This is a genomic window from Burkholderia lata, assembly GCF_902499335.1.
Classification (GTDB): Bacteria; Pseudomonadota; Gammaproteobacteria; order Burkholderiales; family Burkholderiaceae; genus Burkholderia; species Burkholderia lata_B.
In genome coordinates, this window is record NZ_CABVQK010000002.1 from 581,076 (window position 1) to 597,257 (window position 16,182).

Consider the following 16,182-nt stretch of genomic DNA (forward strand, 5'->3'; position numbering starts at 1 on the left):
CGCTACCGGAAGTCCAGGAAGGGGAAAAAGAAGGAAAAACGAACGAGGAAGGGTGCACGCACCCTTCCCCGGTACGGCGGCTTACTGGTAGCGGACCGTGAAGTTCGCCACGCCGTCGGCGGTACCCGGCGTCACGCCGGCTGCGGTCGCTTCGTACATGGCTGCGAAGCGCGCGGTGTTCGTGCCGTTCTGCAGCACGGTCGGTGCCTTCTGCTCGGCGCCGTTGTCGAGGTATTCGCCCGACGCTGCCTGCAGGCGGATGCCGACGTTGGTTGCCGAACCGATCGTCGCGAGCAGCTTCGGCTGGCCCGCGCTCGACGTGCCCGTGAACGTGAAGTACGCGTTCTGCGCGATGCTCGTGTCGCAGTCGGTCAACTTGATGTCGAAGTTGGTCGGCGTGGACTTGTCGCCAGCCTGCTTGAACACGTTGGTCGGCACCTTGCCGAGGTTCACGGTCTGGTTGACCGAACCCGAATCGATGCCGCATGCGCCCGCGACGATCTCGCCCGTGAAGTTGATCGTGCCGGTGCCCGCTGCGAAGGCCGAGGTCGACAGGGCCGCGAGTGCGACAGCGGTCAGGAGGGATTTTTTCATGACGTTACCCGTAAGGAGTGCAAATGGAGTAGATGACGTGGCGGACACAAACGGCAGCGTGTGGTGGCTCCCGTCCGTCACGAGGCCGCATTATCGAGATAATCGTGAAAGTTTTCTGTAAATCATTGTCAAATGCCTCTGACAATGTCCGATTTACCCCTCTAAACCCTCACTATTTCCCGTCGATTTTCAATCTCGCCATTTTTATCCGCAGTCCTTTTTTATTTACCGGAAGTAATTGAAGATTAACGATATTTTCGGCGGATAACCGACATCACCCCGCTCCTCCTTGCTGGCATTGGCTCTCGCGATATCCTCTCGAAAAAGGACAAAACATTGTCCAGCGCCGCCATCGTTGCGAACCGACAACGCCAATATCGAATCATTTTCAACAAACAGGAAATTAACGATCGATTCAATCAATACAATTTTTTCGCGCAAACGATTGCGCAATGAATACAAACGTTTTACTGCGACACTTTGCCGCCCTCATTATTTCCAATTCATTGATTAATTAGACCATCAATTCCGGATCGTAAATCGCATGCGCGAGCGGCCTTTAGAACCCGACATCCGGGCTGCATTGCATGGCAGAAAGAAGGGAAAATGACCCGCACACGTTTGCGCGGGATTGCGACGCGAGCGGTCGCAGGACGGGCACCGTTCCGGAACGCGCGCGTGCGCGTTGATGCTGGATGAAAGGCGTCCTGACCGGCCGGTCAGCGGGGAGAGATTTCGCTGGAGCAGCGATATCGGTCGAATGAAGCGGCGGCGGCACGTCGAAGCGTACCGCCGCCGTGCCGCCCGGCGCGTTGTCGCGTCAGGCGACAGGCATTACGCGGCAGCCTCGGCCTGCGCCGACACCGGCGACCAGCCACCGCCGAGCGCGCGGTACAGCGTGATCGCGTTCGTGAGCCTGAGCTGCTTGAGCCGGATCAGTTCCTGCCCCGACTCGTACGTGCTGCGCTGCGCGTCGAGCAGTTCGAGATACGTCGCGACACCGCCCGCGTAGCGACGCTCCGCGAGCTTCAGCCGCGCGCCGTCGGCCGTATATACGTCCTGCTGCGCGGCAAGCTGGCGATCGATCCAGTCGCGCGCGGCGAATGCATCGGCCACTTCGCGGAACGCGGTCTGTACCGTCTTCTCGTAATCGGCAACCGCGATGTGCTTGCGCGCGTTCGCGACGTCGAGATTCGCGCGATTGCGGCCGCCCGCGAAGATCGGCAGCGTGATGCGCGGCGCGAAGGTCCACACGCTCGTACCGCCGGTGAACAGGCTCGAGAACGCGTCGCTGACCGAGCCGTAGTCGCTCGTCAACGTGATGCGCGGGAAGAACGCCGCGCGCGCGGCACCGATCTGCGCGTTGGAGGCCTTGAGCCGCGCTTCCGCCTGCCGGATGTCCGGGCGTCGCTCGAGCAGCGCACTCGGTGCGCCGGGCGCCACGGGCGCGATCGACAGCGTGTCGAGCGCAGTCGTGTCACCCGGCACGGTGCGCGCGAAGTCGCCCGCGAGCAACTGCAGCGCGCGCACGGATTGCGCATGCTCGCGTTCCAGCGCGGCCTGCGACGCGCGCGCGGATGCCACCAGCATCTCGGCCGAGCGCAGCTCGATCGCGTCGCTCGTGCCGGCCGCATAGCGGCGCTGCGTGAGCGCGGCCATGTGTTCACGCGCGTCCAGCGTCCGCCGCGCCAGCGCGAGCTGCTCGTGCAGCGAACGCTCCGATACATACGCGCCTGCCACGTCGGCGATCACGCCGATGCGAACCGTGCGCTGTGCATTGGCCGTCGCGAAATAGTCGGCGAGCGCCGCATCGGACAGGCTGCGGACGCGGCCGAACAGGTCGAGCTCGTACGCACTGATGCCGACGCCCGCGCGATACAGCCCGCTGATCGCGCTTTCGCGCACGACCGGGTCGTACTGGCGCGCACGGTCATAGCCCAGATTCGCATCGACCGACGGCATCAGGTCCGCGCGCTGCACGCCGTACAGCGCGCGCGCTTCCTCGAGCCGGCCGGCCGCGACCCGCAGGTCGCGGTTGTTCGCGAGCGCCGCGTCGATCCACGCCTGCAGTGACGCATCGGTAAAGTAGGTGCGCCAGTCGTCGAGCAGCGCGGCATCGGCGGGCGACACCTCGGCCGCCGGTGCCGCGCTGCCATCGACCGGCGCATAGGTCGCCGGCACCGGCGCCGCCGGTCGCTCGTAACGCGGCGCGAGCGTGCAGCCGGCCAGCGCGAGCGCGGCGGCCAGCGCAACCTGGACCCGCAGCGCGGCGCGTGCATTCAGCGCAAACATCATTGAGAACCCTCCATCGTCGCCGGCTGTGCCCCGCCGCGCCGGCGCGGGCCGACGTCGAACAGGCGGCCGACGATCACGAAAAACAGCGGGACGAGGAACACCGCGAGCACGGTCGCCGTGATCACGCCGCCCAGCACGCCGGTGCCGATCGCCATCTGCGCGCCGGACGCGGCGCCCGACGCGAACGCGAGCGGCAGCACGCCGACGCCGAACGCGAGCGACGTCATCACGATCGGCCGCAGCCGCAGGCGCGCGGCCTCGAGCGCCGCGTCGACGAGCGACATGCGCTGCGCGACCAGGTCCTTCGCGACTTCGACGATCAGGATCGCGTTCTTCGCGGACAGCCCGATCGTCGCGATCAACCCCACCTTGAAGTAGATGTCGTTCGGCATCATCCGCAGCGTGACGCCGAGCACCGCACCGATCACGCCGAGCGGCACGACCAGCATCACCGCGAACGGAATCGACCAGCTCTCGTAGAGCGCCGCGAGCGCGAGGAACACGACGAGCACCGACAGCGCGAACAGCATCGGCGCCTGCGCGCCCGACAGCCGCTCCTCGAACGACTGCCCCGACCACGAGAAGCCGGTGCCGGCCGGCAGCTTCCCGGCGAGCCGCTCGATCGCGGCCATCGCCTCGCCGCTGCTGTGGCCTTCCGCGGCCGAGCCGTTGATCGTGAACGACGGAAAGCCGTTGTAGCGCGTGAGCTGCGGCGGCCCGAGCGTCCAGTGCAGCGTCGTGAACGCCGCGAGCGGCACCATCTCGCCGCGCGCATTGCGCACGCGCAGCTTCTTCACGTCGTCCGGATCGAGCCGGTGCAGCCCGTCGGCCTGCACGACCACGCGCCGCACCTGCGTGCCGTGCATGAAGTCGCCGATATAGTCGGAGCCGAACATCACCGCGAGCGTCGTGTTGATCTCGTCCATCGACACGCCGAGCGCGGACGCCTTCGCGCGATCGATGTCGAGCTTCAGCTGCGGTGCGTCCTGCGTGCCGGCGAACATCAGGTCGGCCAGCGCCGGATCCTTGCGGCCCGTCGCGAGCAGCTGCTCGCGCGCGGCGCTGAACGTCGCGTAGTCGAGCCCGCCGCGGTTCTGCAGCCGGAAGTCGAAGCCGCTCGACGAGCCGAGATCGGGCAGCGCCGGCGAGTTCATTGCGAACACCGTCGTGTTCGGCGTGCTCGCGAAGCGCTCGTTGATGCGCGCGACGATCGCCTGCACGTGAGCGTCTTCGCTCTTGCGCTCCTTCCAGTTCTTCAGCGAGACGAAGATCATCCCGCCGTTCGGCCCTTCGCCGTACAGGTTGAAGCCGCCGAGCGCATACGTGAACGCGGTCGGCTCGTCGCGGCGGATCGCCGACTCGACTTCCCGCACGCTCTGCATCGTTTCCGCGAGCGGCGTGCCTTGCGGCCGGATCACCATCACCATGAAGTTGCCCTGGTCCTCGTCCGGCAGGAACGCGGTCGGCAGTTGCGTGAGCATCAGCCCCGCGACGCCGGTCAGCGCGCCGTACACGACGAGCCAGCGCACCGGCTTCTTCAGCATCTTGCCGACGCGCGTCGCATAGCGCTGCGTCGAGCTCGCGACGAAGCGGTTGAACCAGCCGAAGAAGCCGCGCTTCTCGTGATGGCCGCCGGACACGGGCTTGAGCAGCGTCGCGCACAGCGCGGGCGTCAGCGACAGCGCGAGGAAAGCCGAGAAGCCGATCGACACCGCGAGCGACAACGCAAATTGCCGGTAGATGTTGCCCACCGCGCCGCCGAAGAACGCCATCGGCAGGAACACCGACGTCAGCACCACGGTGATCCCGATGATCGCGCCGCTGATCTGCTTCATCGCCTTGACGGTCGCGTCGTAGGGCCCGAGCCCCTCCTCGACCATCAGCCGCTCGACGTTCTCGACCACGACGATCGCGTCGTCGACGAGAATGCCGATAGCGAGCACCATCCCGAACATCGTCAGCACGTTGATCGAGAAGCCCGCCGCATACATCACGCCGAACGTGCCCGCGAGCGCGACCGGCACGACGAGCGTCGGGATCAGCGTCGCACGCAGGTTCTGCATGAACAGGAACATCACGAGGAACACCAGCACGCCGGCCTCGATCAGCGTCGTGACGACCTTGTTCATCGATACGCGCACGAACGACGACGTCTCGTACGGGATCTGGTACTTCACGCCCGGCGGAAAATACGCGGACAGCTCGTCCATCGTCGCGCGCACGCGCTTCTCGGTCGATACCGCATTCGAGCCCGGCGCGAGCTTGATGCCCATCCCGGTCGCGACCTTGCCGTTCACGTACGACGGGTAGTTGTAGTCGTTGCCGCCGAACTCGATGCGTGCGACGTCGCGCAGGGTCAGCGCGGAGCCGTCGGCCTGCGTGCGCAGCGCGATCGCGCCGAAATCGGCCGGCGTCTTCAGCGGCGCATCGGCGAACACGGTCGCCGCGATCGGCGCGCTGGCCGGCACCGCGCTGCGGCCGATGTCGCCGATCGTCACGCGCGCGTTGTGCGCACGCACGGCCGACGCGATATCCGACGCGGTAAGGCCGTGCCCGGCCATCTTCACCGGGTCGGGCCAGATCCGCATCGCGTATTCGGCGCCCCAGAACTGCACCTTGCCGACACCCTCGACGCGACGCAGCGCCTGCACGACGTTCGCCGACGCATATTCGCCGAGCTGCACGGCGGTCATCCGTCCGTCGTCGGACGTCAGCGACACCACGAGCTGGATGTTGTCGGCGGCCTTCTCGACCTGGATGCCGTCGCGCCGCACCGGTTCGGGCAGCCGCGCCTCGACCGTCTTCAGCCGGTTCTGCACTTCGACGGCCGCGAGATCGGCGTTCACGCCCTGCTTGAACGTCAGGTACAGCGACGCCATCCCGGCGCTGCTGGTGGCCGATGTGTACATCAGCCCCGGCGCACCGTTCATTTCGCGCTCGATCAGCGCGGTCACCGATTCCTCGACGACCTGCGCGGACGCGCCCGGGTACGTCGCATAGATGCTGACGACGGGCGGTGCGATGTCCGGGTACTGCGCAACGGGCAGCGCGCGGATCGCGAATGCGCCGCCCAGCATGATGAAGATTGCGATCACCCACGCGAAGACGGGGCGATCGATGAAGAAACGTGCCATGGTGGTGTGGTGTTAACCGGTCAGGTTTGACGGGCAGCCGCCTGCGAAGCGGCCGCTGCCGGCGCTGCCTTCGACGGCGGCGCCTTCTCGACGGGCTTGACGGCCGTATCGGGCGCGAACTGCGCGGCGTTGTCGACAATCACGCGCTCGCCGCCCGCGAGGCCGCGCGTGATGCGCCAGTCATGGCCGCTCATCTGGTCGGCCGCGACCTCGACGTCCTTGACCTTGCCGTTCGTGCCGACGACCCGCACCGACGTGCGGTCGGCCGTGCGCAGCAGCGCATCGCGCGGCACGAGGATCGCCCGCTGGTCGACCGCCGTGTCGAGCGCGATCCGCACATACGCGCCCGGCAGCAGCTCGCGCTCCGGATTCGGGAACAGCGCGCGCATCGCGACGGTGTCGGTGGTCGGATCGACCGCGAGATCGCTGAACAGCAGCTTGCCCTTCAGCGGGTACGCGGTGCCGTCGGCACGCAGCAGCGTCACCGCGATGTCGTGCTGCGCGATGCCCGTCGCCCGCCCGCTCTTCACCGCGCGGCGCAGCGTGTCGACGTCGGCGGCCGGCTGCGAGAAGTTCACGTAGATCGGATCGAGCTGCTCGACGGTCGTGAGCGGCGTCGCCTCGTTCTGGCCGACCAGCGCGCCTTCGGTCACGAGCGCGCGCCGTGCGCGGCCCGCGATCGGCGCGGTGACGGTCGCATAGTCGAGCTGCAACTGCGCCCGAGCGAGTTCCGCCTTCGCGGACGCAACGTCGGCCTTCGCCTGCGTGTCGGCCGCGACCGCCTCGGTGTGGTCGCGCTCGCTCACCGCGCGATCGCGCACGAGATCGTCGTAACGGCGGCGCTTGTCGCTCGCCGCGAGCGCGGCGGCCTGCGCCTTCGCAAGCGCACCCTGCGCGGCGTCGCGCGCGGCCTTCAGCGGCGCGGGATCGATGCGGAACAGCACCGCGCCCTGCTTCACTTCCTGGCCTTCCTCGTAGGTGCGCGCGGTCACGATGCCCGCAACCCGCGCGCGCACCTCCGCCTGCCGGTAGGCGTCGAGCCGGCCCGGCAATTCGACGGTCATCGGCACGGCCGTCGGGCGCACCGTCACGACCGTTGCCTGTTTCGCGGCCTCCGGCGCGGCGTCCTTGTCGCCCTTTCCACATCCGGCCAGGGCCAGCACGGCCGCCAGCGCGAACGGCGCCAGCCGGTGGCGCAACAGGGAGCGATTGTTATTCATGTGTGACCTCGGATCGATCGCCGCCGATAAAATGCGGCAGCTCAGGGTGGCCGATTATAATCAGTCACGACTGATTAAATACACGCTGTTTCAATCTGCCCGTCACACTGTCTCAATAAAACGACAGCGAACTGTAAGGAATCTCAGGACATGGCCCGCAAGACCCGGGAAGAATCGCTCGCCATCAAGCACCGGATCCTCGACGCAGCCGAGCTCGTGCTGCTCGAGAAAGGCGTTGCGCAAACCGCGATGGCGGACCTCGCCGAGGCCGCCGGGATGTCGCGGGGCGCCGTCTACGGCCACTACCGCAACAAGATGGAAGTGTGTCTCGCGCTGTGCGACCGCGCGTTCGCGCGCACGTCGGAAGGCTTCGACGCGGGCGAAGGGCTGCCCCCGCTCGCCACGCTGCGGCGTGCCGCGTCGCACTATCTGCAGGAATGCGGCGAGCCGGGCCCGATGCAGCGCGTGCTCGTGATCCTCTATACGAAGTGCGAGCAGAGCGAGGAAAACGGCGCGCTGCAACGGCGCCGCATGCTACTCGAATTGCAGATGCTGCGGATCACGAAGGCACTGCTGCGCCGCGCGATCGCGGCCGGCGAAGTCGCCGCCGATCTCGACGTGCACCTGGCCGCCGTCTATCTCGTGTCGCTGCTCGAAGGCGTGTTCGCGTCGATGATCTGGACCAACCGGCTGCGCGGCAACCTGTGGACCGACGCCGAGGCCATGCTCGACGCCGGCTTCGACACCGTGCGCACATCCGCCGCGCTGCGCATCCGCGCGCACAAATTGCCGGACTGACGGGATTTGTCGTAATAAATGCTGATTTAACCCGATTTACCGCACTGCGAAACGAATGAGCTGACCCCCTTTAAAATTTTTAACGTTTTGCGGAACATCGGTAGACTGACGCTGTCATCTTTCTTTAGCGTCTTCGTGATAACCGGGTTCGACCCGGTATGCACGCCGCCGTTCGAAGCGGGTCCACCCGCGCGTTGGGTCGAACGGAAACGATACAGGCCCCTGGCGGGGCCTGTTTTGTTGCACGCCCGCCGCCCGCCCCGTCGCTGCCCGACGGATGTGCCGCCGGTGGCCCCTGCCCACACCCCTTTGAACCGCTTTCCTGGATGTGGACACCTTGGTCAAGTCTGCCGCTACCCCTGATGCTTTCGCGCCCGGCCGCGCGCAGCGCGTTGTGCGCGCGCTCGTACCGGCCGCCGTGCTCGGCGCCCTCGCCGCACTCGGCCTCGCAGCGCTGCCGGCCGTGTCGCAACTGCCGGGCGCCGTCGACTCCGGCACGGCCGCGCTGCCGCAGCGCGTGCTGTCCGACACGCCGTTTCCCACCGCGCAGCATTTCGTGACGAGCGAACTCGCCCGCACGATCGGCGAGCGCAACGATGCCGGCGAACGCAACGACCGCAGCCAGCAGCCGGGTCTGTTCGCACCGCTCAGCGCGCACCGCAACGAGATGCTCGGCTATGCGAACCTGTTCCAGTTCGCGGCCCCTGAAAACCAGCACGGGATGCGCGCGGGCGACATCGAGCTCACGCTGTCCGATACGCTGAACCGTCTCGACGTACCGCCCGAGGTGCGCATCCAGCTCGGCGATCTCGTCAGCGGCAAGGTCGCGATGCGGGCGAGCGCGCAGCGCGGCGACTACTACCGCGTCGCATACGATACGAACGACGGCACGCCGCGCCTCACCGCGCTAGAGCTGCGCGTCGCCGGCCGCACGTTCGGCGCGATCTGGTTCCGCGCGCCGGGCGCGGAGCACGGCGCGTACTACGCACTCGACGGCTCGCCGCTCGAAGCCGCCGCATTCACGATGCCGGTCAAGTGGACGCGCATCAGCTCGTTCTTCGGCGAGCGCATCCATCCGCTGTCGCAGGCGATGGCGTTCCACACGGGCGTCGATCTCGCCGCGCCGAGCGGCACGCCCGTCGACGCGGCGGCCGACGGCGTCGTGTCGTTCGTCGGCACCGATCCGGGCGGCTACGGACGCTACGTGATCGTCGATCATGCCGATGGGTACTCGACCTACTACGCGCACCTGTCCGCGTTCGCGCACGGCCTCAAGACGGGCGAAGCCGTGAAGCAAGGCCAGCGCATCGGCTCGGTCGGGATGACCGGCGCCGCCACGGGCCCGCACCTGCACTTCGAGGTGCGCGTCGCGAACGATCCGGTCGACCCGCTCGTCACGCTCGCGAGCGCGCAGACGGCGCTGTCCGACATGCAGCTCACCGCCTTCCGCCACGAAGCGGCGCAGTGGCGCTTCCGTCTCGCGTCGATCAGTACGGCGCCGTTCGCGTTCGCGCAGAACGACGGGCCGCTGTGGGGCGATTTCGCGACCGACTCGTCGACACTGCGCGCGGTCTTCAATACGCATTACTCGGCGTCGTGACGCATCTGCCGCCCGTCGCCGCTCGATGAGCAGCGGCGCGCGCGCCCGGCCCTCTACCGTCCTTGTCCGTACTGCCCGCCGGGCCCGACCTGCCAGGCGTACGGCCCACTGCACACATTCACCCATGCTGCTTCATCGGCCATTCGAAACGGCCGCGGCATGCCGTCACCGCGCAGGTTCCGTGTATTCGGCCGCCGCATGCGCGGCACGTTCCGCGCGCGGGCGACGCGACAGCAGCCAGCGTGCCGCGCCGTCGAGCGACGTGCACAGCACCAGATAGATCAGCGCGACGAACAGGAAGATCGGCGCCGGATACACCATCAGCCGGTTGTTCACCTGCGTCGCGACGAACGACAGCTCCGGCACGCCGACGATATACGCGAGCGACGTGTCCTTCACGAGCGCGACCCACTGGTTGACGAACGACGGCGTCATGATCCGGATCGCCTGCGGCAGCAGCACGTAGCGCACCGTCTGCCAGCGCGTGAGCCCGAGCGACAGCCCGGCCTGCCATTGCCCGTCGCCGGCCGCGACGATGCCCGCATGCACCGCATGCGCGAGATACGCGCCGCCGATCAGCGCGAGCGCGCACACGACCGTCGCGAGCCCCGGCACGTCCATGTGCAGCAGCATGGGCATCAGGAAGTAGGTCCAGAAAATCAGCATCAGCACCGGAATCGCGCGGAAGAAGCCGATGAACGCGAGCAGCAGCACGCGTGCCGGGCCGCGCGCGAGCGCCATCGCGACGCCGAGCGCGATCCCGAGCACGGCCGATGCGACGGCCGACGCGATCGCGAGCAGCAGCGACAGCGCGGCGCCGCCGAGCGGCCCCTCCGGGAACGCGCCGACGAGCAGGTACGGCAGATTGGAGAACAGCAGTGAAAAATCCATCGTCAGCGCCCCGCTCCCAGCCGGTCGCGCCATTGCGTCGCCGCATACGCACCCGCTTCGATCGCGGCCACCGCCGCGACGTACAGCACGGTCGCCACGCCGAATGCGGCGAACGTCTTGAACGTCTCGGTCTCGACCTGCCGCGACGCATACGACAGCTCGGCCACGCCGATCGCCATCGCGAGCGACGAATTCTTCACGAGATTCATGTATTGGCCGAACAGCGGCGGCAACGCGATACGCACGGCCTGCGGCAGCACCACGTAGCGCAGCGACTGCATCGGCGTGAGGCCGAGCGCGGCCGCCGCGTCGTGCTGCGCGCGCCGCACGCCGCGCAGGCCCGCTTCGCATTCCTCGGCGACGAACGCGGCCGTGTACGCGCTCAGCCCGACCCAGCCCGCGACGAATTCGAACGACGGCCATGCGAGCGTGAACGGGCCGACGCTCAACGCATGGCGCGCGTTCAGCCACGCGATCCACGTGTCGGGCAGCAGCGACGCGACGCCGAAATACCAGAACAGCAACTGCACGAGCAGCGGCGTGTTGCGGAACGTGAGGACGTACGCGGCCGCCAGTGCGCGCGGCACCGTGCCGCGCGCATGCCGCATGACCGCGAGCAGCAGCCCGCCGGCGGTCGCTGCGACGGCCGACGCGGCCGCGAGGCCGAGCGTCAGCAGGAAGCCCTGCCAGAGCCAGGACAGATATTTGGGAGCCAACCCGAGCATGCTGTGTTGCGGGCACGAAGCGCGCGATCGGAAGAAAACGGAAAGCGCCGCGCGGCCGAGGGTCCGGCCGATCGCGGCGCGCGTGCGATGCGGATCAGGTCTTGTCGCCGATCCGGAAGATGCGCGTGAGCGGCGTCTTCGTCGTCGGCCCGAACCATGCGTCGTAGATCTGCACGGCGCGGCCGTTCGCCTCGAGCCCCTTCAGCGTGTCGTTGACGAAGCCGAGCAGGCGCGTCTCGCCCTTCGGCACGCCGACGCCCATGTAGTCGTTCGAGATCGTGAATGCCGGGATCTCGTAGTTCTGCTTGTCCGGCACGTTCGCGAGCAGCCCGATCAGCTTCGGGCCGTCCTGCGTGATCGCCTGCACGTTGCCGGCGCGCAGCGCGGCGAACGCGAACGGCGTGTCGTCGTACGCGACGATCGTCGCCTTCGGGAATTTCTCGCGCAGCGTGATCTCGTTGGTCGTGCCCTTGTCGGCGCCGACGCGCAGCGCGTTCAGTTGGTCGGCCGATTTCAGCACGCCCTTCTTCGCGAGAAACTGCTGGCCCGACGAGAAATACGGAATGCTGAAATCGACCTGCTTCGCGCGCTCGTCGGTGATCGTGAAGTTCGCGAGCACGAGATCGACCTTGCCGGACGTCAGGAACGGAATGCGGTTCGCGGGGTTGGTCGGCTGGAGCTGCAGCTTCACGCCGAGCTTGTCGGCGAGCGCCTTCGCATAGTCGACGTCGAGGCCGACGATGTGATTGCTTTTGCCGTCGACATAGCCGAACGGCGGGTTGCTGTCGAACGTCGCGACGCGCAGCACGCCGGCTTTCTTGATGTCGTCGAGACGGTCCGCATGCGCGACGGTGCCTGCGGTAATGAGTGCAGCCCCGATGAGCCACGTAGCGAGAGTGTGGAATTTCATGAGCACGACCTGATTTGTTATGAAGGCCGCCGCGGATCGCGCGGCGGCCCGGTTCGAAGAACATCGCGACGGAGTGTGTCGTCGCGAAGCCGCTAACGTATCAGCGCGTGCGGCGAATCCGAACCAACAAATGGTGCTTTGCTCAGCGGGTTTCGTGATGAGCCACGCGGGCCGCGGGCGCGGCATCGTACCGCGTGCCGCTTCCCGCGCATCACCCGGCGAGCGCGGTCGCCGCCTCGTCGATCAGCGCCGCGACGGCCACCGGTTTCGACGCGAGCGACGCATGGCTCGCATCGAGCGTGATGACCTTGCGTGCGTCCATCCGCGCCGACATCCGCTGCTGGTTTTCCGGCGCGATCATCCGGTCTTCGCTCGAGATCTGGTACCACGACGGTTTCACGCGCCACGCGGGCGCGTGGATGGTGTCCGCGAAGGTGCTCGCCACCGGCGCCTTCTGCGTGACGGCCATCACGAGCGCTTCGTCCGACGAAAGGTCCTGGCAGAAGCTCTCGTGGAATTTGTCGGGCTTGATCCACAGATAGCCGTCGCTGTCGGGAGCGAGGTTCGGCGCGGCGGCCGGCAGGTGTTCCTGCGTGATTCCGCCGGGGCTTTCGCCGGCGTCGGGCGCGAATGCGGCAATGAACACGAGGCCCGCGACGTTCGGCAGGTTGCCGGCCTCGGTGATGACTGCGCCGCCGTACGAATGGCCGACCAGCAGCACGGGGCCCGCCTGCTGCGCGACCATCCGGCGCGTGCGTTCGGCGTCGTCGGCGAGCGAGGTCAGCGGCAATTCGACCGCATGCAGCGATTCATGGCCCTTGCGCGCGAGTTCGACGATCACTTTTGCCCAGTGCGCGGCGCCGCCCCAGAAGCCGTGCACGAGCACGATCGCGGGTTTGCTCATCATGACTCTCCTTGACGTGGCATGTCATCGAACTGTCACCGGCCCGGCCGATCCGGGCCATCGCGCGGACATGCAGCAACCAGCATAGGCGAGCCGCCGCGCGCGACCAACCCCGCCGGGGCCGGCGTGAGACGCAGCGCACAAAAAAAGACGCCCGCTGCAAGCAGCGGGCGCGAATCCCAGTCAAGGAGGTGTCACACGAACTACGGGCCCAGATTAAGGAATTCGCCCGTCATGGACAACGAATCGATTTCAATATCGATATGACGGGACACGCTCATGCCGGCACTTCACGGGTCGAGCAGTGGATGCCGTCGCCGCCCGACGCGATGCCGAGGATATCGACCTGCACGATCGCCCGGTTCCCCGCATACGGCCGGATCGCGGCGACCGCGGCCGCATCGGCCGCCGCGTCGTTGAACTTCGGCATGACGATCGCACCGTTGCACGTGTAGAAATTGATGTAGCCGGCTGCAAAATTCGTCATCTGCAGATCGGTCAGGCGCGTGCCGGCCGACGTGCCGAAATTGGCCGGCGGCACCAGTTCGACGATCCGCAGCGGCCGGCCGTTCGCATCGGTCTGGCCCGCGAGCCGTTGCCGGTTGGCGTCCGTCAACGCGCGTTCGCCGGTCGAATTCGATGCGTCGTAACAGCATGCGACCACGCCGGGCGCGATAAAGCGCGCGTAGAAATCGACGTGCCCGTTCGTGATGTCGGTCTCGCCGGCCGGGGTTGCCGCGCCGCCGGCACCGCCCGCTCCGCTGCCGCGCGGATAGGTCGCCGTGCCCGGCAGCCAGATGATCTTCCGCACGCCGAGCGTGCGCTGCAGTTCGGCGAGCACGGTGTCTTTCGCCGTCGGCAGGAGCGACGCATTCGCGATCACGCCGTTCGGGATGTCGAACAGTTGCGGATTCCGGTTCACGTGCAGCACGGACGATTCGGTGAGGATCGCCGTCGCGTCGCCGTCGAATTCGAGCGCGCCGCCTTCGAGCGTCAATGTGCTCCGGATCAGGTTGGCGCCTTTCGTCTGCGCCATCCAGCCAGCCACCGCGCTGTCGCGCGCGAACGGATGGAAGAACTTGCCCGTCTTCGACCGGTTGCTCGCGGCCGCGACCTCCGGCGGAACCGTCGTCCCCGCGCTCAGGCCCGCGCCGTCGGTGTTCGCATTGCCCCAGCCGTTGAAATTGAAGCTCACCGCAATCAGCGCGTTGCCGTTCGCCGTGTCCCTGACGAACACGCAACCCGTGTCGCGCAACCAGAAATCGTTGAAGCCGTCGGCGAGCGGTACGAGGTTGATCCCGCCGGTACCCGCGGCACGTGCCGCGTAACGCGCATGCAGGTCGGGATTCGCGGCGCTCGCGGTCCCGAGCAGCGCGCGCGCCGCGTCCAGGTCGGCCGGCAGCACCAGCATCTCGACCGATTCGGTTGCACCGATCGCCTTCGCGACGTCCATCAGGTCGGCACGCACGCGGTCGATGCCGGCATCCGGGCTCTGCGGCGTGACGGGCATCCAGATGCCGTCCGCGCCGGACGCAAAGGCCATGTAGGTCGACGCGTGCGGTGCATCTTCGGCCGGCAGTCGATACGTGACCTGCCGTGCCGACGACGTCGTGCCCGGCAACGCGGAAGCCGCGCCGGATGCACCGTCGCCGCCGCCACCGCCACCGCAGGCGGCCAGGCTGCCCAGCAGCGGCAAGCCGAGAAGCGGGGCCGAATACCGGATGAAGTCTCGCCGGCCGGTATCCGGCGTGTGCGGCGAACGCTTGCCTGCGCTCGCGTGGGTACGTCGTTTCGTCATGTTTCAACTCCATTGCGCGGTCGGTGCGTGCGTGCGCACCGGCTTCCGTCTCGCAAGACGGATTCCGCATTGTTTTAAGTAGTCCGGAACGAACCGCTGCCTGCTACGGTCGTGCGGGCCGGTCACGCATGCCGGCCCGCGGCCGTGCTCAGGCCGGCTGCTGTTGCGTGGTGCAGTGGATGCCGCCGCCGCCCGCGGCGATACCGTCGATGTTCAGCTGGATGACCTCGCGCCCCGGGAACAGGTCGACGAGCGTGTCGCGCGTATTGCGGTCGGCGCGGCTGTCGCCGAACTCGGGCGCGATCACCGCACGATTGCACACGTAGAAGTTGATATAGCCGGCCGCGAATTCCGCGTTCTCGTACTGGTGTCGGACGTTCTTCGGCCCCGGCAGCACGACGACCTTCAACGGGCGGCCCTTCGCATCGGTGGATTTCCGCAGGATCTCCAGGTGCTGCCGCGTCACCGCGTGATCGTACGACGACGGATCGGTATCGAGCCCCGCTACCACGACGCCCGGGCTCGTGAAGCGCGCGTAGAAATCGGTATGCCCGTCGGTGATGTCCTTGCCTGCGATGCCCGGCAGCCAGATGATCTTCTTCAGTCCGAGCAGCCGGCTCAGGTCCGCCTCGCACTGTGCCTGGCTGACGCCCGGATTGCGGTTCCGGTTGAGCACGCAGCTGCGCGTGATGATCGCCGTGCCTTCGCCATCCACCTCGATGCCGCCGCCTTCGAGCACCAGCCGCGTGTCGAGCAGCCGCACACCCGCGCGCTCCGCCACGAACGGCGCGACTTCCGCATCCTGGTCGTGCTCCTGCTTGTTGCCCCACCCGTTGAAATTGAAGCTCACGCCGCCGAGCTGGCCCGACGCGTTCTTCACGAACACGGGCCCCGTGTCGCGCATCCACAGATCGTCGATCGGGTGCTGGACGAGCTCGACCGACGAACCGCACAGCCGCGACGCGATCGCATAGTCCTGCTCCCGCACCAGCATCTTGAGCGGTTCGTGCGCGGCGATCGCCTTCGCGATCGCGGCCAGGTTCGCGCGCGCAACGGGCAACAGCCGCGCGCCCCAGATGTCCTCGCTCGGGCCGAACGCCATCCAGGTCGCCGTGTGCGGCGCACCTTCGTCCGGCATGTGCCAGGTTGCGCCCTGCTGCGCGTGCGCGGCGCGGCCGAGCAACCCGCCCAGCGCGCCGGCGGCCAGCGCCGCCCCCGATACGGACAGGCCGCGTTTCAACAGTTGACGTCTCGTTGTCATGGCATTCCTCTTTCGCTTGCCGGTTGCTTCGTTTGCTTCGGTTGTTTCAATC

Annotated in this window: 12 protein-coding genes; 2 read left to right on the forward strand and 10 right to left on the reverse strand. The window is 67.3% G+C overall.

What is annotated here, in order from left to right; translation table 11 throughout:
- Positions 1 to 81: 81 nt before the first annotated feature.
- The 4 genes from BCO18175_RS06890 to BCO18175_RS06905 form a co-directional block, all read right to left on the reverse strand.
- Positions 82 to 594, reverse strand: coding sequence for a fimbrial protein (locus tag BCO18175_RS06890; protein WP_174969142.1), 513 nt, complete (start codon positions 592 to 594; stop codon positions 82 to 84).
- A gap of 834 nt (positions 595 to 1,428) precedes the next feature.
- Positions 1,429 to 2,886, reverse strand: coding sequence for an efflux transporter outer membrane subunit (locus BCO18175_RS06895; protein ID WP_174980111.1), 1,458 nt, complete (start codon positions 2,884 to 2,886; stop codon positions 1,429 to 1,431).
- Positions 2,886 to 6,023: a multidrug efflux RND transporter permease subunit gene (locus BCO18175_RS06900; RefSeq protein ID WP_174980004.1), complete on the reverse strand. Its 3,138-nt coding sequence runs from the start codon at positions 6,021 to 6,023 to the stop codon at positions 2,886 to 2,888. Before BCO18175_RS06900 ends, BCO18175_RS06895 begins: the two co-directional genes overlap by 1 nt.
- A gap of 20 nt (positions 6,024 to 6,043) precedes the next feature.
- Entirely contained in the window at positions 6,044 to 7,243 is a 1,200-nt protein-coding gene (locus tag BCO18175_RS06905; RefSeq protein WP_174980005.1) for a MexX/AxyX family multidrug efflux RND transporter periplasmic adaptor subunit, read from the reverse strand.
- A 150-nt stretch (positions 7,244 to 7,393) separates the two neighbouring features.
- On the opposite strand from BCO18175_RS06905, the gene BCO18175_RS06910 reads away from it, so the two are divergent.
- On the forward strand, positions 7,394 to 8,041 hold the full coding sequence (locus BCO18175_RS06910; RefSeq protein WP_174980006.1) for a TetR family transcriptional regulator: 648 nt from the start codon (positions 7,394 to 7,396) through the stop codon (positions 8,039 to 8,041).
- Positions 8,042 to 8,378: 337 nt separating this feature from the next.
- Positions 8,379 to 9,641, forward strand: coding sequence for a M23 family metallopeptidase (locus BCO18175_RS06915; protein WP_174980007.1), 1,263 nt, complete (start codon positions 8,379 to 8,381; stop codon positions 9,639 to 9,641).
- A 165-nt stretch (positions 9,642 to 9,806) separates the two neighbouring features.
- Here BCO18175_RS06915 and BCO18175_RS06920 read toward each other — a convergent pair whose 3' ends face one another.
- The 6 genes from BCO18175_RS06920 to BCO18175_RS06945 form a co-directional block, all read right to left on the reverse strand.
- Complete coding sequence (locus BCO18175_RS06920; RefSeq protein WP_174980008.1) at positions 9,807 to 10,532, reverse strand: amino acid ABC transporter permease; 726 nt, start codon at positions 10,530 to 10,532, stop codon at positions 9,807 to 9,809.
- Positions 10,533 to 10,534: 2 nt separating this feature from the next.
- Positions 10,535 to 11,257: an amino acid ABC transporter permease gene (locus tag BCO18175_RS06925; protein WP_174980009.1), complete on the reverse strand. Its 723-nt coding sequence runs from the start codon at positions 11,255 to 11,257 to the stop codon at positions 10,535 to 10,537.
- Between the two features lie 94 nt (positions 11,258 to 11,351).
- Positions 11,352 to 12,167, reverse strand: a complete 816-nt coding sequence (locus BCO18175_RS06930) for an ABC transporter substrate-binding protein (protein ID WP_174980010.1) — start codon at positions 12,165 to 12,167, stop codon at positions 11,352 to 11,354.
- 211 nt (positions 12,168 to 12,378) lie between these two features.
- The gene (locus BCO18175_RS06935) at positions 12,379 to 13,074 is read right to left on the reverse strand and encodes an alpha/beta hydrolase (RefSeq protein WP_174912338.1); all 696 of its coding nucleotides are present in this window, start codon (positions 13,072 to 13,074) and stop codon (positions 12,379 to 12,381) included.
- 274 nt (positions 13,075 to 13,348) lie between these two features.
- Positions 13,349 to 14,869 (reverse strand): agmatine deiminase family protein, encoded by a 1,521-nt coding sequence (locus BCO18175_RS06940; protein WP_174980011.1) that lies wholly within the window; start codon positions 14,867 to 14,869, stop codon positions 13,349 to 13,351.
- 148 nt (positions 14,870 to 15,017) lie between these two features.
- Complete coding sequence (locus tag BCO18175_RS06945; RefSeq protein ID WP_174980012.1) at positions 15,018 to 16,130, reverse strand: agmatine deiminase family protein; 1,113 nt, start codon at positions 16,128 to 16,130, stop codon at positions 15,018 to 15,020.
- Positions 16,131 to 16,182 lie beyond the last annotated feature (52 nt).